Genomic DNA, 20,463 nt, shown 5'->3' with positions numbered 1-20,463 from the left:
GCATGCAGACGCCTGGCGAAGTGCCTCGGGTACAGATGAGTGCCATCACCAAACACTACGGATCGATAGCCTCGTTACGCGGTGTCGATCTGCTGTTGCAGCCCGGTGAAGTGCTGGGGCTGGTGGGCGACAACGGCGCGGGCAAATCCACGCTGACCAAGATTCTGTCAGGTGCCGTGATACCGACCAGCGGACGAATCGCCATCGATGGCGAGGAAGTCAGTTTCAACGGCCCGGCAGATGCGCAGCGCTGCCATATCCAGATGGTGTACCAGGACCTGTCACTGTGTGACACCGTCGATGTGGCCGGAAACCTCTTCATGGGCCGCGAACCGATGCGCCGCGTGCTCGGCGTGCCGTTGCTCGATGAGACGCGCATGCACCGCGAAGCACGGCAGATTCTCGAAGCATTGGGCATCACCATTCCGGATACCCGCGCGCAGGTACGACACCTTTCCGGCGGCCAGCGCCAGGCCGTTGCGATTGCCCGCGCGGCAGCCTTCGGGCCCAAGGTTCTGATCATGGACGAGCCCACCGCGGCCCTCGCGGTAGCCGAAGTCGAAGCGGTGCTGGAGTTGATTCGCACCATCAGCCGCCAGGGCGTCAGCGTGATTCTGATCACCCACAGGTTGCAGGACCTGTTTCTGGTCTGCGACCGCCTCATGGTGATGTATGACGGCGCCAATCTGGCCGAGCGAAGGATCGCCGACACCGACCTCAACGAGGTCGTCGAACTCATCGTCGGGCATAAATTCACTGCCCGCTCCGCTAGCGCCTGAAAGGATGTGACGCCATGAAAACGCTCGATCTCACGCGCCAACGCATTCTGCCGCAGTCGCTGTTCAAGCGCCTGCTGCATGATTTTCCCGGCGTGGTCAGCATCGGCCTGTTTTTCGCCCTGTGCTTTGTGCTGTTCGCACTGGTGACCGATAACTTTTTAAGCGGTGCCAATCTGCTCAACGTTATCCGGCAAAACGCGCCGTTATTGATTGTCGCGGTGGCGATGACGCTGGTGGTCACCACCGGCGGCATCGACCTGTCGGTCGGCTCGACCCTGGCGCTGGTCGGTGCGCTGGCGGCCATGGCGCTCAATGCCTGGCACCTGCCCTGGCCGTTGGTTCTGCTCGGCGGGCTTGCGGTCGGCGCGATGATCGGGGCGCTGAACGGCTACTTCATCGCCTACGCGGGCATCCCGGCCTTTATCGTCACCCTGGCCACCCTGACCATTATTCGTGGCCTGGCGATGCTGCTGACGCAAGGCTATTCGATCCCCGTTCCACGCGAGGAAGCGGCGTTTCTGGCCCTCGGTCGCGGCTGGTTTCTCGGCGTGCCGCTGACCGCCTGGCTGGCCTTGCTGGTCACGCTGGGCGGGGTGCTGGTGCTCGGCAAAATGCGTTTTGGCCGCTACCTCACGGGTATCGGTGCCAACGCTGAAAGCGTGCGCCGCGCCGGGGTGAATCATCGCGGTGTGCTGCTGCGGGTCTACATGCTCAGCGGCATGGCGGCCGCCCTGGCCGGCATGATCGTCACGGCCAGGCTGGGCAGTGGTTCCTCGAATCAGGGCGAAGGTTTCGAACTGGAAGTGATTGCTGCCGTGGTCCTCGGCAGCACCAGCCTGTTCGGTGGCTTCGGCACGATTGTCGGCACACTGTTAGGGGTGCTTACCATGGCTGCAATCAAGAACGGGCTGATTCTGGCCCACGTCTCACCGTTTTACACGCAAATCGCCACGGGCCTGATCGTACTGCTGGCGATCTGGCTGAACACACGCATTCTACGTACCGGCCGTCCACTCGGGAGGGCTGGAGCATGAGCCTGTTTCGTCATCCTTCACCCCTGCCCCTCGGGGTCGACAGCGGCCATGCCATGACGGTGCTGGGGCCGGTGCCGGTCGAGCGCCTTGGCGTCACCCTGATGCACGAACACATTCTGCTCGACGCTTCGGGCAAGTGGGTGGCACCCAGTTGCTGCGGCGAGCGACACCTGGCCGAGCGCCCGGTGAGCATTGAGCTGCTTGGCGAACTGCACATGAACCCGCTGGTCAGCCGCGACAATTGTCAGTTGTTCGATGTCGACCTCGCGTGCGAAGAACTGCTGAAGTACCGGGCGCTGGGCGGGGAAACGGTGGTCGATCCAACCAATCTGGGCATCGGCCGCGACCCGCAGGCATTGCAGCGAATTTCCCGTCTGACCGGCCTGAATATCATCATGGGTGCCGGTTTCTATCTGGAACCCTCGCACCCGCATTACGTGCACGAACGCTCGGTGGAACAGCTGGCGGAGCAGATCATTCATGACGTGGGCGGCGGTGCAGAGAAGCCCGAGGTGATTGCCGGCCTGATCGGCGAGATTGGTGTTTCCGCCGCGTTCACGGCTGACGAAGAGAAATCACTGCGCGCCGCAGCCCGTGCAAGTGCCGCGACCGGCGTGCCGCTTTCAGTGCACTTGCCAGGCTGGGAGCGTCTCGGCCACCGGGTACTGGACATCGTTGAGGCAGAAGGCGCCGACCTGCGCCACACGGTGCTGTGCCACATGAACCCGAGCCACAGCGATCCGGCGTATCAGCATGCGCTGGCGGCACGCGGCGCGTTTCTGGAATACGACATGATCGGCATGGGTTACTACTTCGCCGACGAGCACGCGCAGTCGCCCAACGATGAGGAAAACGCACGGGCCATCGTCGCCCTGATCGAGCACGGCTTCGGCTCGCAGGTGCTGTTGTCTCAGGACGTCTTTCTGAAAACCATGCTGACTCGCTATGGCGGTCATGGTTATGGCTACCTGCTGAAACACTTTGTCCCGCGCCTGCGCCGTCATGGCGTTACCGGCGAACAACTCGAAAACCTTTTGATCGACAACCCGCGCCGGGTCTTCCAGCGCGGCTTCCAGGCTCCTTTTTCATCGCAGAGGAATGCAACGTCATGAAACAGTCCGTATTGCTGGCTGGCGAATCATGGGTCAGCACGTCAACCCACATCAAAGGCTTCGATCAGTTCGACAGCGTCACTGCGCACAATGGCGCGCGGCGCTTGCTCGCGGAGATGGCAGACAGCGACTATCAGATCACGCAGATGTGCGCCGATCAGGCCCAGACCGACTTTCCGGCCACGGTCGAGGCACTCAGTCAGTATCAGGCGGTGATCCTCTCCGACATCGGTGCCAATACCCTGCTGCTGCACCCCGACACCTGGCTGCGTGGCAAGCGCACGCCCAACCGCCTCAAAGCCCTTCGCGAATACGTCTTGCAGGGCGGCGCATTGATGATGGTCGGTGGCTATTTCAGTTTCCAAGGCATCAACGGCGGCGCGCGCTATCGCGGAACGCCTGTCGAGGAAGTCTTGCCCGTGCGCTGCCTGCCTTACGACGACCGTGTCGAAGTGCCGGAAGGCTTTCTGCCGCAGATCCACAGCGATCACCCGATACTGCAAGGCCTGGGCGGCGAATGGCCGTACCTGCTTGGCTACAACGAAGTTGAATTACATCCCGAAGCTCAATTGCTGGCCACCGTCGAAGGCTCTCGGCACCCGCTGCTCGCCGCGCGTGAAGTCGGTGCCGGACGCACGCTGGCGTGGACCAGCGACCTTTCCGAACACTGGCTGCCGGAAGTGTTTCTCGACTGGGAAGGCTATCGCCGCTTCTGGATCAACAGCCTCGACTGGCTGACCCGCCGTACCTGACCGGAGGCTCCGATGCTCGATGACCCGATAGCCCTGACCCGAGCCCTGCTGGCGTTCCAGACCCTCAACCCGCCGGGCGATGAAGAAGCGTGTGCGGCTTTTCTTGCCGAACAGCTGACCCGCCACGGATTTGTCTGCGAGCTGCAGCGTTTCGGTGAGCGCCGTTTCAATCTGGTCGCCTGGCTTGAGGGCGACGGCCCCGGCAAACCGCTGGGGTTCACCGGCCACCTGGATACCGTACCACTCGGCAATGCCACCTGGAGTCACTCGCCGTTTGCCGGTGAGATTGTCGAAGGCCGGCTGTACGGGCGAGGATCCAGCGATATGAAAGCGGGCATTGCCGCCTTCATCGTGGCCTGCCAGCGCAGCCGTGATTCCATTCGACGCGGGCCCGGCGTTCGCCTGATACTCACCGGCGGAGAGGAAACCGGCTGTGACGGCGCCAAGGCCCTGTGCAGTGACGCGCCCCATTTGCTCGGTGAACTGGGCGCACTGCTGATCGGAGAGCCGACGGCCAACTACCCGATACTCGGACACAAAGGCGCGCTATGGCTGCGCTGCGCCAGCCATGGCCTGACGGCCCACGGCGCCATGCCGGAAGAAGGCGTGAACGCTATCTATCTGGCCGCCGAACACATTGGCCGCGCGCAGACCTTTGAAGTAGGCCCTGCGCATCCGCTCATGCGCAAGCCGACGCTGAACGTCGGCACTATCAGCGGCGGCCTGAACATCAACTCGGTACCGGACTACGCAGCGTTCACCCTGGACCTGCGCACTGCACCGAATCTGGACCACGACGAGATTCGCGGACGACTGGCGGCCCATCTGGGCAGCGGCGCGGAACTGAGCACCCTGATTGATCTGCCTGGTATTTGTGCCAGCCCCGACGAGCCGTGGGTGCAACAGGTTTTTGCACGCTGTCAGGCCTTGCATGACGCCCCCCTGGAGGAAAAGGCGGTGCCCTACTTTACCGATGCTGCCGTGCTGCTCCCCGCCATCGGCTATCCGCCCACCCTTATTCTCGGCCCGGGAGAGCCCGGCATGGCGCACAAGGTCGATGAGTATTGTGAAGTCGACAAACTTCAGCAATGCGTCGAACTGTATGCCGGATTGATCGAAGACTGGACAGTCATGCACGCGCCGATGAACGACTGACGCAAGATACTCTCACCAGCCCTTCATAGCCCTCCTCGTCGGCACTCGTTTGGCTCACATTCAAACCGGCTGCGCAAGGCAGCCACTCACCTGGAACGTGCATAGCCATGACAAGGATGTAAACCGTTCTGGACAGCGGACGGGTTGAACGCGTAATAAGGTGCCTACAAAATTTCCCTAATGGACAGCACGTTAATGGCACTACGCGGTGATGAAGCGGACGACCATGAGTTCCGCAGCCGGTCATATCCCGTCCAGGAAGATATGGCGCAGCAGCGTCGAGTCTGGCGCTTTGAGCGCATCGGCTGGGCAGGCCTGATTGTACTGATAGTGCTGACCCTTGCCGGTTTGTTTTCCAAAGGGCCATTGAGCCAGGTCGAGCCTCGAACGGCAGATGGCAAACTGCAGGTGAGCTACGAGCGTTTCAGCCGCAACGGCAGTCAGGACGATATGATTGTCACGTCCAGAGGCGCCCCCTCCGAAATGCGTTATCTGGTCGTCGGCAGTGGACTGCTCGAAGGCGTATCGATCGAGAACCTCAACCCCCAGCCCGCGCCCCTTCGCAGCGAAGGCCGTGATCTGGTCATTCCGATGCAGGCTGACAAGGACGGTTTAGCCACTTTGTACCTGACTGTTCGCAGTAACGGGGTGGGACTGTACCGAGGGCAAATGCATATGCTGGGTGGCGAAACGCTGCCGATGCCCAGGTTTATCTACCCGTAGAGAGAAAGCGATTTATGGATGCAGTGCTCAGAGCAGCAGCGATTTATTTTGTCTTGATGGTCTTGTTTCGTGTTGCCGGACGCCGCTCCCTTACCGACCTCACCACCTTCGATTTCGTCTTGTTGCTGATCATTGGCGAGGCCACTCAGCAAGCGCTGCTGGGCGATGATTTTTCGGTGACCAACGCGATACTGATCATCTCCACCCTTATCGCCATAGACGTCGGCTTTTCCCTGGCCAAACGCCGATCGAAGCGGCTGGCCAAATTTCTGGATGGCGGCCCCACGGTTATCGTCGAAGACGGCAAGCCACTGACCAAACGAATGAGAGAGGCGCGCATCAGTGAATCCGATGTGATGGAGGCCGCACGAACCACGCAAGGGATCGTGGAGATGAAGGACATCAGGTACGCGATCATTGAAAGGAACGGCGAGATATCGGTCATACCGTTCAAGTGAGGAATCAGCGCTAAAACTTACCTGCGCAGAGTTTCATGGCGACATCCTGAACATCTTTACCGATCACATCGGGCTGGGTGCCTGAAGTGATGGCATCGAATGCGCCACCTGGCGGTGCTGACATCAGCCAGCACCGCCAAAGGTCACGATCAGATCACTGGTTTACGCCTGCTCTTCCTGCTCGTCATCATCATGCTTGAGTGCCGGCTTCATACCTGGCTGAGGCGCGTGCTCGGCATTCGGCGCGATTTCTTCGCCGTGGTTCTTTTTCTCTTGCTGGACTTTTTTGTCGTGGGCGACGTTACGTGGATCGGTCATGGGAATTCCTTGATTGGCAGAGGATTCGAACACCCATCGACGTGATGCATGGGTTTGAGCGCCGGGGCAAGATTTGGAGTCAGGCCGTTGCAAGGCGTTCAGTGCATTTGAACCGGCACCTGCCGGGAGGGGCGAGTTGCGGGTTCCGGCCCGAGTTGAGGCGACGGCGTCATGACTCGGCGGACGACAGCCTGAACGCCGGCGACTGAACCAGCTCCATGACCACTTCGCGCAATGACTGCGCACACGGAGACAACTCGCGATACGCCAGCGCCAGCACATAGGCAACAGGTGTGCCTGGCCCAGTTATCTCCCGACACGCCAGCCGTCCAGGCTGACGTCGGGCATAACGCTGCGGCATGAGCGCCACGCCCATTCCACCAGCCACCAGCGCAGCCGTGGTCTGCATCTGGCGAGGCTGTTGCACGACCCGAGGGGTAAAGCCTGCACTGGCGCAGGCCAGCAGAATATGCGAGTGCATGCCCGGGCCATGATGCGGGGCGAACAGAATCCACGGTTGGTCTGCCAACGCCGCAAGACCGATGGATGTCTGCTCGGCCAAGGGATGATCCTGCGGCAGCACCGCAACCATGCGGTCCTCGAACAACGGCTCGATCTGGATGTTGCCGGGGTCTATGACCGGCAACACCAGAATGCCGACGTCCAGCCGGTCATTGCGCAGGCCTTCAAGCTGCTCGGGTGGGGTGGCCTCCTGCAGTTGAATATCGACGTTCGGGTTCGCTGCCTGATAGCGACGCAGTAGCGCCGGCAGTAAACCATCGACCACGCTGTCGACAAAGCCCAGGCGAATCGTACCGAGCATGCCTGCCGCTGAGCGACGTGCCATTTCGCAGGCCCGTTCGGCCTGCAATAACGTCTGCCGAGCCTCGGCCAGAAACACGACGCCCGCAGCGGTCAATTGCGTGGAGCGCGTACTGCGCTGCAACAACTGCACGCCCAGACATTCTTCCAGACGACGAATCGCAACGCTCAGGGGCGGCTGTGACATGTTCAAGCGTTGCGCGGCCTTGCGAAAATTCAGGGTTTCAGCGACCACCACGTACTGACGCATCAATTTCAAATCAATCATCTGATATTTTTTTAGTATCAATGAGCTATCAAATTAGTATGTTACAAATAAATGAGCGTTGCACATACTTCATGGTTCAACGGCTAGGGCGAGATCGCTCACAGCCTGGTCTATGAAGAAGGGGCGCTGATTTGAACACGCGAGCGTATGGTGTCGCCGCACTGGCCGGCTTTGTTGGAGGCAATGTTTCCAGTTTCATCAAATGGGGTACAGAGATCCCCTTCCCGCCTCGCACGCCGGACCGCCCGGTCCCGCCTGTGGAGATGCTTGATTCGCTGGGCATCAACGCTCAGCAACTGACTTATGTGTATTCAGAGCATGTGGTGAATTACGGCAGTGCCCTGGTCCACCATGGCTTTTCCATCTTCTTCGCCATGTTCTATTGCCTGCTTGTACTCCGGTATCCGCGCGCCGCCCTGTGGCAGGGTCTGGGTTTCGGCCTGTTGGTGACCCTGGGTTTTCACGGCGTCATCCTGCCGGCGTTCCATTGGGCACCGCCGCTGTGGGAGTTGCCTGCCTCGGAGTTGTTATCTGAAACGTTCGGGCACTTGCTGTGGATGTGGGTGATCGAAGTCATACGGCGGGATTTGCAGCAGCGCTGGCTGCCTCACAGCCAATCGGTCTGAGTAGCGCGCTGCCTTGCGACCGGCACCTGGAATTTCCCTGTAAACGGAGTGACCCGATGAAATCTCTATACACCCTGGCTCTGGCCTGCGCCGCCTGCGCGGGCATGGCGAGTGCCCATGCCGACGTGCAATCGGTGCCGAAAGAGTCTACGCAAATGACTCACAGCAACGGTCAACTGCAACCGCCTGTTTCATATGCCACGCTGTGGGCTGACGAAAAAGGTGCCACGCATGTGGGCCACTGCCGCCTGGAAGGCCTGGAGTTCAAAAGCTATGCCCCGCCAGCCGCGCCGCAATGGGTCGGCGTCTCCCCTGACGATATTGAAAGCATCGCCTACGCGGTGCTGCCAGTGGGATACGTCGGCAACTGGCACCACGCGCCGGGGCCACAATGGGTGATCACCCTGCAGGGGCAATGGTCAGTGGAAACCACCGATGGCAGTGTGCTGGTGCAAGGACCGGGAGAGATGCAGTTCAATGCCGACACCCGGTCCCGGCCGCGTCCGGATGACGAGCGTGTAGGCCACCTGACACGCACCGTGGGTGATCAACCCAATGTTCAACTGATCATCAAACTTAAACCAAGTGCGGCTGACAAACGTACCAACGGCAGCTGTGCCTACTGATCGCCTTCGGACCTGAACACATGAAACCGACCCGTAAAAAACACTTTCTGCGCCCCTCCTCATGGTTATTGGGCGGTGCGCTCCTGGCTGCAGGTTCAGCAGGCGCAACCGACGCCGTCGCCCCTGTCCGGCAAGTGGTTATCGATCCGGCCTTCAGCCAACTGGTTGCCCCTCAGGCCCACGTCGAGCTGCTCACCGATCAGGCGAAGTGGGCAGAGGGCCCGCTGTGCCTGGCCGATGGCCGTTTGATCTGGAGTGACATCAAGGCCAACAAGGTCAGCAACTGGCAGGCAAAGGATGGCGTGTCCACTTGGCTGGAAAAGGCCGACTTTCAAAACGGGCATACGCTCGACGGCCAGGGCCGTGTGGTGGCGGCCTCGCATGGCAAGCGTGGCATCGTGCGACAGGAGCCCAATGGTGAGTGGCATACGTTGGTCGACACCTACCAGGGCAAACGGCTGAACAGCCCGAACGATGTCGTGGCAGATAAAAGCGGCGCTCTCTGGTTTTCCGATCCGACCTTCGGGGTGCTGAGCAAAAGCGAAGGCTATGGCGGCAAGCCCGAGCAAGGCGGTGAGTTCATCTATCGTTACGTACCCGACACCGGGCAGATCACCCGTCTCGACACACCCGAAGTCCACTCGCCCAACGGCCTGGCCTTCTCGCCGGATCAACAGTTGCTCTATGTGGCCGACTCACAAATGGCCCACGACTTCACCAACAAGAAGCTGGCACATCGCATCATGGTTTATCAGGTGCGCGACGGTCGCTTGATCAACGGCAAAGTGTTCGCTGACATTGAGCCCGGCATCCCTGACGGGATCAAAGTCGACGCGCTTGGCAACCTGTGGAGCAGCAGCAAGGAAGGTATTCAGGTGTTTTCCGCAGCAGGCAAGCCACTGGGCAAACTGCTGGTCGCGGCGGCCGATACCAGCAACCTGACATTCTGCTCCAGCGAGCAGGCAAGCTGGGCGTACATTACCGCTGCCAACAAGGTGCTCAGGGTGCAGGTGATGAAGGGCGTAGCTGGTCAGTAGGACGGACTGTCCCGATGCTCATCGGGTAGCAGTAAACCGATTCAAAGCCCGGCACACGGCGCCGGGCTTTGAATACGATGCCTAGGCTCTGTACGAAAAGTCGGCGAGCGAAGGTCAGGCGAGGCAAAAACAGGCGAGGAAGCGGAGTCTACGTGTTGTAAATGAGCATTCCGATTGGACTCGCATCCGAGCCTGTTTTTAACGAAGCATCACCGAGCGCAGCCACTTTTCGTACAGAGTCTAGAACCAGGTCTCCATCTGGATACCGAACTGCCAAACACCACCGGAATTGAAGTCGCTTTTGCCGAAGTTGCCGGTCGTGCTGTAGCGGTCCAGGTCCGAAGACCAGTTCATGAGGCTTGCGAACACTCGCAGTTCGGGACGTGTGAGCAGGTCACCCATGTCCGGCTTGAAGGTCGGCGCCACCGTAAACTTCCAGAAGTTACCGTCGACGGCATTGCGTTGCAGGTAGCCTTTGGGGTCGAGGTCCATGGTTTGCCAACTCAGCTCGTAGGCCATCTCGAAGTTGCTGTTGATCTCGTTGGCCAGGCGCATGTTCAGCGTGAGCCAGCGGTAATCGTCGCCTTTGACATAGCGGTCTTTGCTCTGCTCGGCCAGCAGGCTCGGGCCGATGCGCCATCCCGGCGCGATAGGCGTCTCGCCATACATGGCCAGACGCACCGCGCGGGCGTCGTCGAGCAGTTCGCCATCGGCGCCAATATCCTTGACCTGTGCACCCAGGCCCTGCCCATAGAGCAAAGCCGTCTTGAAGAAGCCTTCGCGGCCGAAAAAGTCTTTCTGGTGATTGGCCAACATGGTGTGCAGGCCTGAATCTGCGGGTGCAAAACCGGCTTGATTGGTGCGCGTACCGACGTCGTTTTTCTTTGCGCCAATGGCGTTGAACATCCACTGCCACTGACCATTGTCGAAAAATTGGTTGGAGGTCAGGATGTAGCTTTCCACATCGGCATCGACGCCGCCCTCACTGAAATCTCCGTAGTTACGTCCGATCAGGGAGTAGTTCGAGCGCCAGTCCTTGGTCATCTGCACATCGTAGATACCGCCACCGGTCCCGGCCAGAAAGACCACGTCCGAGTCCAGCCAGTGGATATCGAAATTATCCCTGTCGAAGCGCTTGCCGGCCCACAGGGTGGAGTTCTCGAACACTGAATTACCCTTGAAGGCGGCGATGTGGTCGAGTTCGGTAAATACCTGACGCACGTTCAGGCTGCTTTCGGTGGGTGTCCAGTCGTTATAGCTTTCAACGCCATCGGCGATGGAGACGGTGAACTTGGAGCGCGTGCCGTTCTGCGCGTAGATCTCTTTCGACAGATCGAAGCGCATGTAGGTGTCGTCTTCGTTACCCAGGCGCCCGACCGCCCCACCGACTGAACCCGCGGGCGTTGTATAAGGCCCGCCGCGACCGCCGCCCAATCCGTCGTTGATCAACAGGCCGGAGCGAGCATAGCCCTTGAAGCTGAACCCGTCGGTGAGGTGTCCGACACCGCCTGGCTTCTCCATGCTTTGCTGGCGGGCTTCGAGTTTTGCTACGCGATCATCCAGAGCGGGCTGTGGACTGGCTGCCACCGTCGGCGCGGAAGTGGGCGCGGCAGGCTGCGCAGCGGGGGTGGCGAGTTTGAGTTGCTGCAGTTCCCTGGCGAGCGCCTGGGTTTGCTGTTCGGCTGCGGCTGCACGTTTTTCCGCAGCGCTGGCACGGGCTTCAAAAGCGGCCATCCGTTCTTCCAGCGTCGCGGCCTGAGAGACGGTTGTCGAGGTGCCGAGTACCCCTGCGAGTAGCCATCTTGATGCGTTCTGCATGTGGACTTCCTGTTTTGTTTTTATTGTTTTCGTGACGTTGGCCGGGCCTTTTTCCCTCAACACAAAATTGTGCAAATCGAAGAAAAAAGGGTGCCACATCGAAAATACGCTGCTACATTGACGATGTTAACGTTAACTTTTATAAAAACAAAAATAAAGAGGGCTCTATGAAACAGCTGAAATCTCTTCTTCCCGCCGCGCTGCTCACCCTGTCTGCAGGGTTTCCTGCGCTGTCGAACGCCGCCAATCTGACGATCTCGTGCGGGGCCGTCGGTGCTGAATTGCAACTGTGCAAGGAAGCAGTCGATAGCTGGTCAAAACAGACCGGCAACAACGTTCAGGTGGTTTCCACGCCTAACTCTGCGACCGAGCGCCTGTCGTTCTACCAGCAGATCCTCAGTGCCCAGTCCACCGACATCGATATCATTCAAATCGACATGGTGTGGCCGGGGATGCTCGCCAAACACCTGACGGACCTGCGCGAACTGCTTCCGGCAAATGCAACACAAGGCTATTTCCAGGCCCAGGTGGACAACGCCACCGTCGACGGCCGGCTGGTGTCGATGCCCTGGTTTACCGACTCGGGGCTGCTGTACTACCGCAAGGATCTGCTCGACAAGTACCAACAGCCGGTCCCCCAGACCTGGGAGGACATGACCGCTACCGCCAAAAAAGTGCAAAAAGCCGAGCGCGATGCCGGGAACGCCACGATGTGGGGCTATGTGTTCCAGGGGCGCGCTTATGAAGGCCTGACATGCAACGCCCTGGAATGGATCAGCAGCCAGCCGGACGGCGGACTGGTCAACCCGCGCGGAGACATCGTGGTCAACAGCCAGGCCTCACGAGTCGCGCTGACCCTGGCCAAAAGCTGGGTCGGCGACATCTCCCCGCCCGGCGTCCTCAATTACACCGAGGAAGAAGGCCGTGGCGTGTTCCAGTCGGGAAATGCGCTGTTCATGCGCAACTGGCCTTACGTGTGGGCCTTGGTGCAAAGCAAGGACAGCGCGATAAAAGACAAGGTTGGCGTAGCGCCCCTCCCCAGCGGCGGCGCGAACGGCACCCATGCTTCAACGCTCGGAGGCTGGGGGCTGGCGGTTTCGCGCTACAGCCGCAACCCCAAGCTGGCGGCAGAACTGGTTGCCTACCTGACCAGCGCCCAACAGCAAAAACAGCGTGCCCTGGCAGGTGCCTACAACCCGGTCATCGAGTCGCTGTATGCCGACCCCGAGTTGCTCGCGGCGATGCCTTACTACCCCCAGTTGCACAGCATCCTCAGCAATGGGGTCATGCGCCCCGCCGCCATCACGGCCAACGGCTACCCACGCGTCTCCAACGCCTTCTTCGATCGGGTGCATAGCGTGCTGGCGGGCGATATTCCGGTCGATCAGGCACTGGTCGAACTGGAACGCGAACTGACCCGCATCAAACGCCGGAACTGGTAAGCCACACGTAAGGAAATCAACATGCCTGTCTCTTCTACCGACTACCCCGGAGACGACGAACTCGTCACCCGGGAAACGCCTGTACAACGTCGCAGGCTACGCGCCGCCTGGCTGTTTCTGACGCCGATGCTGGTGTGCCTGGTGCTGGTGGCGGCCTGGCCATTGCTGCGCACATTCTGGTTCAGCCTGACCGACGCCGATCTGTCGGATACCGGCAGTGGCTCATTCGTGGGCCTGAGCAATTATCTGCTCTACGACGGCGTCATCTGGTCCGGCGTTCTGGTCGATCCGCAATGGTGGAACGCGGTGCGCAACACCCTGCATTTCACCGTGGTGTCGGTCGGGCTGGAAATGGTCCTGGGACTGATGGTGGCGTTGCTGTTGAACGTCAAGTTCACCGGCCGCGCGCTGGTCCGTGCGTTGATTCTGATCCCTTGGGCGATTCCGACCATCGTCTCGGCGAAGATCTGGTCGTGGATGCTCAATGACCAGTTCGGCATCATCAACCACATGATGCTGAGCCTGGGCCTGATTGACGCGCCACTGGCCTGGACGGCAGATGCGGATCTGTCGATGTGGGCAGTGATCATCGTCGATGTCTGGAAGACCGTGCCCTTTGTCACCCTGCTGATGCTCGCGGCACTGCAGATGCTGCCAAGCGATTGCTACGAAGCCGCCAGGGTCGACGGCATTCATCCGGTGCGGGTGTTCTGGCGTGTCACCTTGCCGTTGCTGATGCCCGCGTTGTTGGTCGCCGCAATCTTTCGCATCCTCGACTCGTTGCGGGTCTTCGACGTCATCTACGTCCTGACCTCCAACTCTTCGAGCACCATGAGCATGTCGGTCTATGCCCGCCAGCACCTGGTGGAGTTCCAGGACGTCGGGTACGGCAGCGCCGCCTCCACCCTGCTGTTTCTGGTCGTGGCCGTGATTGCCATGCTTTATCTGTACCTCGGACGTCGCCAGCTGGAGGTGCGCTCATGAACCTGCGCCCGCTGAAGAAAGCGCTGCTGCGCCTGTCCTTCTGGGGCCTGGTCGGGGTCGTGCTGCTGTACGCGATCTTCCCTTTCTATTACGCCGTCCTGACCTCGCTGAAACCGTCCAGCGCCTTGTTTGAAGTGAGCTACTGGATCACCGAAGCCGACTTCTCCAATTACGCAGCGGTCCTCAGCCAGGCTTCATTCCTGCAGGCCATCGCCAACTCGCTGGTGGTTGCGCTGAGTGTGGTGATGCTGGCGCTGTTCCTCGGCCTGACGGCGTCCTATGCCTTGGGCAGGGTCAAGTTCCGAGGCCGCGGCACGGTACTGATGATGGTGCTCGGGGTCTCCATGTTTCCTCAGGTCGCGGTGCTGTCGGGGCTGTTTGAAGTGATCCGCGCACTGGGTCTGTACAACACCTCATGGGCGCTGATCCTGAGCTACACGATTTTCACCCTGCCCTTCACCGTCTGGGTGCTGACCACGTTCATGGGGCAACTGCCGCATGAACTGGAAGAAGCGGCAATCATGGATGGCGCATCGCCCTGGGTCACGCTGACCCGCGTGCTGTTGCCGCTGCTGTGGCCCGCCCTGGTCACGACCGGCCTGCTGGCATTTATTGCCGCGTGGAACGAGTTCCTGTTTGCCCTGACCTTCACCCTGACAGACGCCCAGCGAACGGTCCCGGTCGCCATCGCCCTGATTTCGGGTGGCAGCTCCCACGAATTGCCCTGGGGCCTGTTGATGGCGGCGTCGGTGCTGGTGACCGTGCCACTGGTGATTCTGGTGCTGATCTTCCAGCGCCGCATCGTTTCCGGCCTCACCGCCGGCGCGTTGAAAGGTTGATGCACACAACTGACAAGGAACAGCATCGTGATGAAATTGAAGCTAGCCAACATCAACAAGCAATTGGGCGGCACGCGTATTCTGCGCGACGTCAGCCTGGAGATCGCTGCCGGTGAGTTCGTTGTGTTCGTCGGCCCGTCGGGCTGCGGAAAGTCGACGCTGCTGCGCTTGATCGCCGGACTGGATTCGATCTGTGCTGGCGACCTGCTGATCGACGGACGACGGGTCAATGACCTGGAACCACGCGAGCGTGGTGTCGGTATGGTCTTTCAGTCCTACGCCCTGTACCCGCACATGAGCGTCTACGACAACATCAGTTTCGGCCTCAAGCTGGCCAAGACGGAAAAAAGCAGCCTGCGCGAACGCGTGCTGAAAACCGCGCAGATCCTGCAACTGGACAAACTGCTGCAGCGCAAGCCCAGGGAACTGTCCGGCGGGCAGCGCCAGCGTGTGGCCATGGGCCGAGCCATGGCGCGGGAACCGGACATCCTGTTGTTCGATGAACCGCTTTCCAACCTGGATGCCTCGTTGCGGGTTCAGATGCGCAACGAAATCGCCCGCCTCCACAAGCGTCTGGGCTCGACGATGATCTACGTCACCCACGATCAGGTAGAGGCGATGACCCTGGCGGACAAGATTGTCGTACTCAACGGCGGTCAGGTCGAACAGGTCGGCTCACCACGCGAACTCTACGAGCGTCCTGCCAGCCTCTTCGTCGCCGGTTTTCTGGGCTCGCCAAGAATGAATTTTCTGCCCGTGAGCTTGCAGGCACCGGGTCGCAGCAGCCTGATCGATATCCCGGCACTGGGCATGAAATCCCTGCCCTTCGACAGCTCGAATCTGACCGAGGATGCGCAACTGGCCTTGGGTGTGCGCCCGGAGCACATCACCCTCAATGCTGCGAACAACGGCGTTGGCGTCACGGTATCCGGTGTCGAATACCTGGGCAGCGAGGTCTATGTGCACCTGGCTACCGGGGCGAGCGAGCCCTTGATTTGTCGCTGCGATGCCAAGGCTGGCTGGCAGGTGGGTGACCAGGTCGCGCTGCAATTCGACGACAGCAACCTGCACCTGTTCGACGCCGATGGCCTGGCCCTGAAGCGCCACACAGACGCCAGTCAACACCTGACACCCGGCACCACACCGCACCTCGTACAAGCAGGCACCCTATGAGTTTTTCCGTGAATGCCATGAGCAACCCGATGTCCCCCGCCCTCGAACGCGCGCACCATGCGCTGGAAGAGGGCCTGTCGCAGCTCATCCACGATTATCGGCCCGGTTACCACCTGGCCCCGCCGGCAGGCTGGATGAATGACCCCAACGGGGTGGTGTTCTTTCGTGGCGAATATCATGTGTTCTATCAACACCACCCGTTCGACGCGAAATGGGGCCCGATGTACTGGGGCCATGCAAAGAGTGCCGATCTGGTCCATTGGCAACACCTGCCCATTGCCCTGGCACCCGGTGATGACTTCGATCGGGACGGTTGTTTTTCCGGCAGTGCAGTGGTGTGTGGCGACACCCTGGCGCTGATCTACACCGGGCACACATGGCTGGGTGACGTGGGCGACGAGCGTTTTATCCGTCAGGTGCAGTGCCTGGCCACCAGCACCGATGGCATCAGTTTCGTCAAACACGGGGCCGTTATCGACACCCCGCCGCAAGACGGGATGATTCATTTCCGTGACCCGAAGGTCTGGCGACAGGACGGCCACTGGTACCTGATTGCCGGCGCACGCCTGGGCGACAAACCGCTGCTGCCGCTCTATCGATCCAAGGACCTGCACGCGTGGGAATTCGTCAGCTATGTGTCCTCAGGCGAGGAAGGCGACGGCTATATGTGGGAATGCCCGGACCTGTTCGGCCTGAATGAACGCGACGTACTGCTTTACTCCCCCCAGGGCATGCCGGCACAGCGCTACGAGCGACTGAACAGGTTCCACACCGGCTATCGAGTGGGCCAGGTCGACAGTCAATGGCAGTTCACCGGCGGGCCTTTTATCGAGCTGGACAGCGGCCACGACTTCTATGCGGCGCAGACGCTGGTGGCGGCAGATGGCAGACGTCTGCTGTGGGCGTGGATCGACATGTGGGAAAGCCCGACACCCACCGAGGCGCATCACTGGCGCGGCATGCTCGGCCTGCCGCGAGAACTTGAAGTGCGCGCCGATCGCCTTTGCGTGCAGCCCGCACGCGAACTGACAGCGCTGCGCAACGCAGCCTTGCCAGGCACTGCCTGGTGGAGCGACGCGGGTAGCCAGTGGCTGACCGACATACACGGCGACATGCTGGAAATCCACGTGCAGCTGGACCTGCTCGACTGCATCGAAGGGCACTTGGGCGTGGCATTGCGTTGCAGTCAGGATGGCCAGGAGCAGACTCTGCTTTGCTACGATGCGTCGCTAAAACGTTTGATCCTCGACCGTACTCAGTCGGGCACCCACGTCAGCGGTCAGCGCAGCGTAGCGATAGATCCACAACAGAATCAGCTTGAACTGCGGATCTTCCTTGATCGCTCGTCCATTGAGGTGTTCGAGCAAAACGGCAGTTTCAGCTTCAGCAGCCGCCTTTATCCACAGACCGACAGCCTGGGGGTCAAGCTTGTTGCCAACGGCACAGGAGGCCGAGTCTGCATTGCCAACGCATGGCAGCTCTCCTCCGGATACCTGTAAGGTAAATCATTGAAGTCGCGAAAAAAATCAGCTCTCTGTAGCATGATAATCATCAGTCAACCCGACAGGCCCCGACCCGCATGACCTCAGTTAAAGACGTTGCAAAACTGGCCGGTGTGTCTCTGATGACGGTGTCTCGGGCGCTCAATGATCCGGGAAAGCTGAGCCCGGAGACTTATCAGCGAGTGCGCAACGCGATCGATGAGCTTCAATTCGTACCCAGCCTGTCGGCTCGCCGGATACGCGGCGACAACCTGCAGACCCGGACCATCGGCGTATTCGCCCTGGACACCGCAACGACGCCTTTTGCGGTCGAGCTGCTGCTGTCCATCGAACAGACCGCGCAGCAGGCAGGCTGGAACGTATTTATCCTCAACCTGCTGAGTAACCCGCCCACCGACCAGAACATTGACCTGATGCTCTCACATCGCCCAGACGGGTTGATCTTCAGCGCCATGGGCTTGCGCAAAGTGAGTATCCCGCAGCGCTTGAAGAGCAAACCGCTGGTGCTCGCCAACTGCGTAGCCGATGACAGCAGCCTTGTCAGTTATGTGCCGGACGACGAAATGGGTCAGTACCGTGCCTTGCACCACGCGTTCAGCAAGGGCTATCGACGCCCGCTGTTCATCAACCTGCCAAAACAGAGCCTGGCCTGGGAAATCCGCCAGGCGGGTATGCAGCGTGCCTGCGAGGCATTCGGTCTGGCTCGCGACGAACTCTTGCAATACAACCTGTCCGAACACGACGCCTATTGGGAAACCGCCGCCATCCTCGCCCGGCATATGCTGGATGGCCGTCCACAGTTCGACATTCTGATCTGCGGCAATGACCGCATTGCCTTTTGTGCCTACCAGCTGCTGCTCGGCCAGGGCCTGAAAATCCCCGGCGATGTCGCCGTACTGGGTTATGACAACATGATCGGCATCGCCGAGCTTTTCATCCCTGCGCTGACCACGGTGCAACTGCCGTATTACGAGATCGGTCGCAACGCCGCCCGGCACTTGATCGACAGCATTGAAGTGTCGGGCTCCCAGCCTGTGGACTGCCCGCTGGTGGTCAGAGAATCGTTATGAAGCCTTGCGCGAGATAGCCCACGCATCGAGTCGTCACGCGGGACGAGCCCAATAAAAGCGTCGGCTCTTGAGTTCTGATTTTCAACTTCGAAACGCTGGCCATAGGGATGAGCAAGCTGGTGGCGACGTTGTCGCTTTAAAGGTTGCCTATTGCTTCATGTCGGACCGTTGGGGATGCTATGGATAGTGATTCCACAGCATTCAGAGCAAACAACTGCTTACGTCCGGAATATCCGCAGGCTGCATCAGAGGAGCGCACAACCGCCCCTCTGACCCGGGAGCTTGATACGTGTCAGTCAGCACTGCCGGTCAGCAGTGTTCTTGTCGCCGCCACAACATCTTCTTTGCGCATCAGGCTTTCGCCGACCAGAAAGGTAGTGATGCCGGACTTCTTGAGTCGCAGGCAATCGTTATGGTTGCCGATACCACTTTCGCCGACCAGCAGTTTGCCTGCGGGCACCATGGATGCCAGTCGCTCGCTTGTGCCGAGGTCTACTTCGAAGGTATGCAGGTTGCGATTATTGACGCCAAGCAGCGGGGAAGACAGTTTAAGCGCACGCTCCATTTCATGTTCGTCATGCACTTCCACAAGGACGTCCATCCCCAGCGTCATGGCGGCACTTTCAAGTTCGGCAGCCAGGTCATCACTCAATGAGGCCATGATCAGCAATATGCAGTCCGCGCCCCAGGCACGTGCCTCATACACCTGATACGTATCAAACATGAAGTCTTTTCGTAACACAGGAAGGGCGCAAGCGTTTCGCGCATCGATAAGAAACTGCGGCGAGCCCTGGAAGCTTGGCGTGTCGGTCAGAACGGATAAACAGGCAGCGCCACCGGTTTCATAAGCCTTCGCCAGCTCTGGCGGGTTGAAGTCTTCGCGAATCAGACCTTTTGATGGACTGGCTTTTTTTATTTCTGCAATCAAGCCTATCAGACCCTGCTGCTCTTTTGCTTTCAGTGCTTTATAAAAACCGCGTGGGCTGGACTGTTCGAGGGCACGCTGTTCGAGGCGGCTGAATGGCAAGTCAGCTTTCGCCGCCTCTATTTCCTGAAGTTTGTAATGTTTTATTTTGTTTAGAATATCACTCATGACAGTCACTCATATTAGCGGGCAGTTTATTACATTAATTCCTGTGTGCTTGACGCAAGAACGCTGATTCTTGCCCTCTAGCAAAAGTCAAACCAGACTACCTTCACTGACCGACAAATAATAATTAAATTTAATTTATCAATCTTTAAATATCATGCGCGTTAAATATATCATAATAGCTTATGATGTAAACCCAGAGCATATGCTCTTCGGTAACGCACCCTTTTATGTAAGCAAGGCGACCAAGATGGCAAAACAGCATCAACTTGCCATTGCCGCCTGGATATAGCGTGCTATTTCAGAAATAAAGTCTCTGATAAAAGCATCTTTGCGTGCTCGTTGCGAGGTGACAGGTGTCTCAAGAACAGTTCATACAAATGCTCGATGAAAGCTACCGACATTGGACCGGTCACGGACTGCCGTCCCCTCGGCAACTGGACTCGCAACAACGCCTCACCTGGCTGCATACACAAGCTCCCTATAGCCTGTTGGCCCACGATGGCGCCGCGGATCCGCGCTTTACCTACGTGAACGAATGCGCGCTGCAATGCTTCAAGTACCCGCACGACAGTTTCATCGGCATGCCCTCACGTTTCAGCGCCTCGGAGCTCGATCGTGCTCAGCGTCAGGTATTGCTGGAGCAAGTCACCGCCAATGGCATCGCTGAGGGCTACAGCGGCTGGCGAGTGGATGCGAATGATCAACCGTTCATGATCTACGCAGGTGTGGTGTGGACCTTATTGAATTCGCAGGGCCAGGCGTGCGGGCAAGCCGCGTTATTCTGGCCGGATGAACAGCGTATCGGCGTTGTGGATTAAGGTTTTCCGGAATG

Annotated in this window: 21 protein-coding genes; 17 read left to right on the top strand and 4 right to left on the bottom strand. The window is 59.5% G+C overall.

Annotated elements, in window-relative coordinates; all coding sequences use genetic code 11:
• Window positions 1-2: 2 nt before the first annotated feature.
• The 7 genes from AC54XV_RS04475 to AC54XV_RS04445 all read left to right on the top strand — a co-directional run bounded on the left by AC54XV_RS04475 (window position 3) and on the right by AC54XV_RS04445 (window position 6,013).
• Complete coding sequence (locus AC54XV_RS04475) at window positions 3-779, top strand: ATP-binding cassette domain-containing protein (RefSeq protein WP_024638556.1); 777 nt, start codon at window positions 3-5, stop codon at window positions 777-779.
• Window positions 780-793: 14 nt separating this feature from the next.
• A complete protein-coding gene (locus tag AC54XV_RS04470; RefSeq protein WP_003371220.1) occupies window positions 794-1,813 on the top strand; it encodes an ABC transporter permease in 1,020 nt (339 codons plus the stop codon).
• Window positions 1,810-2,925 carry a phosphotriesterase family protein gene (locus tag AC54XV_RS04465; protein WP_058398844.1) on the top strand — a complete coding sequence of 372 codons (1,116 nt, stop codon included), beginning with the start codon at window positions 1,810-1,812 and terminating at the stop codon, window positions 2,923-2,925. The genes AC54XV_RS04470 and AC54XV_RS04465 overlap by 4 nt, the downstream gene beginning before the upstream one ends.
• Entirely contained in the window at window positions 2,922-3,677 is a 756-nt protein-coding gene (locus AC54XV_RS04460) for a glutamine amidotransferase (protein ID WP_058398843.1), read from the top strand. Before AC54XV_RS04465 ends, AC54XV_RS04460 begins: the two co-directional genes overlap by 4 nt.
• Before the next feature lie 12 nt (window positions 3,678-3,689).
• Window positions 3,690-4,832 carry a M20 family metallopeptidase gene (locus tag AC54XV_RS04455; protein WP_058398842.1) on the top strand — a complete coding sequence of 381 codons (1,143 nt, stop codon included), beginning with the start codon at window positions 3,690-3,692 and terminating at the stop codon, window positions 4,830-4,832.
• 195 nt (window positions 4,833-5,027) lie between these two features.
• Entirely contained in the window at window positions 5,028-5,555 is a 528-nt protein-coding gene (locus AC54XV_RS04450; protein WP_058398841.1) for a hypothetical protein, read from the top strand.
• A gap of 14 nt (window positions 5,556-5,569) precedes the next feature.
• Window positions 5,570-6,013, top strand: a complete 444-nt coding sequence (locus tag AC54XV_RS04445; RefSeq protein ID WP_003317797.1) for a DUF421 domain-containing protein — start codon at window positions 5,570-5,572, stop codon at window positions 6,011-6,013.
• A 162-nt stretch (window positions 6,014-6,175) separates the two neighbouring features.
• On the opposite strand, the gene AC54XV_RS04440 is transcribed toward AC54XV_RS04445, so the two are convergent.
• Both AC54XV_RS04440 and AC54XV_RS04435 read right to left on the bottom strand, forming a co-directional pair.
• Window positions 6,176-6,331, bottom strand: coding sequence for a hypothetical protein (locus AC54XV_RS04440; protein ID WP_003317799.1), 156 nt, complete (start codon window positions 6,329-6,331; stop codon window positions 6,176-6,178).
• 169 nt (window positions 6,332-6,500) lie between these two features.
• Entirely contained in the window at window positions 6,501-7,421 is a 921-nt protein-coding gene (locus tag AC54XV_RS04435; protein WP_003403345.1) for a LysR family transcriptional regulator, read from the bottom strand.
• Between the two features lie 131 nt (window positions 7,422-7,552).
• On the opposite strand from AC54XV_RS04435, the gene AC54XV_RS04430 reads away from it, so the two are divergent.
• The 3 genes from AC54XV_RS04430 to AC54XV_RS04420 are packed head-to-tail and all read left to right on the top strand — an operon-like array spanning window position 7,553 to window position 9,710.
• Window positions 7,553-8,047 (top strand): YagU family protein, encoded by a 495-nt coding sequence (locus tag AC54XV_RS04430; RefSeq protein WP_003403346.1) that lies wholly within the window; start codon window positions 7,553-7,555, stop codon window positions 8,045-8,047.
• 56 nt (window positions 8,048-8,103) lie between these two features.
• Window positions 8,104-8,673 (top strand): cupin domain-containing protein, encoded by a 570-nt coding sequence (locus AC54XV_RS04425; protein WP_024638563.1) that lies wholly within the window; start codon window positions 8,104-8,106, stop codon window positions 8,671-8,673.
• A 20-nt stretch (window positions 8,674-8,693) separates the two neighbouring features.
• Window positions 8,694-9,710, top strand: a complete 1,017-nt coding sequence (locus AC54XV_RS04420) for an SMP-30/gluconolactonase/LRE family protein (protein ID WP_058398840.1) — start codon at window positions 8,694-8,696, stop codon at window positions 9,708-9,710.
• Window positions 9,711-9,950: 240 nt separating this feature from the next.
• On the opposite strand, the gene AC54XV_RS04415 is transcribed toward AC54XV_RS04420, so the two are convergent.
• Complete coding sequence (locus tag AC54XV_RS04415) at window positions 9,951-11,528, bottom strand: carbohydrate porin (RefSeq protein ID WP_058398839.1); 1,578 nt, start codon at window positions 11,526-11,528, stop codon at window positions 9,951-9,953.
• 167 nt (window positions 11,529-11,695) lie between these two features.
• On the opposite strand from AC54XV_RS04415, the gene AC54XV_RS04410 reads away from it, so the two are divergent.
• The 6 genes from AC54XV_RS04410 to AC54XV_RS04385 all read left to right on the top strand — a co-directional run bounded on the left by AC54XV_RS04410 (window position 11,696) and on the right by AC54XV_RS04385 (window position 18,538).
• Window positions 11,696-12,970 (top strand): ABC transporter substrate-binding protein, encoded by a 1,275-nt coding sequence (locus AC54XV_RS04410; protein ID WP_003403356.1) that lies wholly within the window; start codon window positions 11,696-11,698, stop codon window positions 12,968-12,970.
• A 21-nt stretch (window positions 12,971-12,991) separates the two neighbouring features.
• The gene (locus tag AC54XV_RS04405) at window positions 12,992-13,954 is read left to right on the top strand and encodes a carbohydrate ABC transporter permease (protein ID WP_024659753.1); all 963 of its coding nucleotides are present in this window, start codon (window positions 12,992-12,994) and stop codon (window positions 13,952-13,954) included.
• Window positions 13,951-14,793: a carbohydrate ABC transporter permease gene (locus tag AC54XV_RS04400; protein ID WP_058398838.1), complete on the top strand. Its 843-nt coding sequence runs from the start codon at window positions 13,951-13,953 to the stop codon at window positions 14,791-14,793. Before AC54XV_RS04405 ends, AC54XV_RS04400 begins: the two co-directional genes overlap by 4 nt.
• Before the next feature lie 27 nt (window positions 14,794-14,820).
• Window positions 14,821-15,966 carry an ABC transporter ATP-binding protein gene (locus AC54XV_RS04395; protein ID WP_275086861.1) on the top strand — a complete coding sequence of 382 codons (1,146 nt, stop codon included), beginning with the start codon at window positions 14,821-14,823 and terminating at the stop codon, window positions 15,964-15,966.
• On the top strand, window positions 15,963-17,465 hold the full coding sequence (locus AC54XV_RS04390) for a glycoside hydrolase family 32 protein (protein ID WP_024651682.1): 1,503 nt from the start codon (window positions 15,963-15,965) through the stop codon (window positions 17,463-17,465). The genes AC54XV_RS04395 and AC54XV_RS04390 overlap by 4 nt, the downstream gene beginning before the upstream one ends.
• A gap of 80 nt (window positions 17,466-17,545) precedes the next feature.
• Window positions 17,546-18,538, top strand: a complete 993-nt coding sequence (locus tag AC54XV_RS04385; RefSeq protein ID WP_011266608.1) for a LacI family DNA-binding transcriptional regulator — start codon at window positions 17,546-17,548, stop codon at window positions 18,536-18,538.
• A 292-nt stretch (window positions 18,539-18,830) separates the two neighbouring features.
• Here AC54XV_RS04385 and trpC read toward each other — a convergent pair whose 3' ends face one another.
• Window positions 18,831-19,631 (bottom strand): indole-3-glycerol phosphate synthase TrpC, encoded by an 801-nt coding sequence (trpC, locus tag AC54XV_RS04380; protein ID WP_003423144.1) that lies wholly within the window; start codon window positions 19,629-19,631, stop codon window positions 18,831-18,833.
• Window positions 19,632-20,008: 377 nt separating this feature from the next.
• Between trpC and AC54XV_RS04375 the strand changes: the two genes are divergently transcribed.
• Window positions 20,009-20,449, top strand: coding sequence for an MEKHLA domain-containing protein (locus tag AC54XV_RS04375; RefSeq protein WP_024641376.1), 441 nt, complete (start codon window positions 20,009-20,011; stop codon window positions 20,447-20,449).
• Window positions 20,450-20,463: the final 14 nt, after the last annotated feature.

The sequence above is a fragment of the Pseudomonas fragariae (ex Marin et al. 2024) genome (assembly GCF_059621105.1).
Note: the sequence above shows the minus strand (reverse complement) of the source record. Positions and strands in the feature narration are given on the sequence as shown.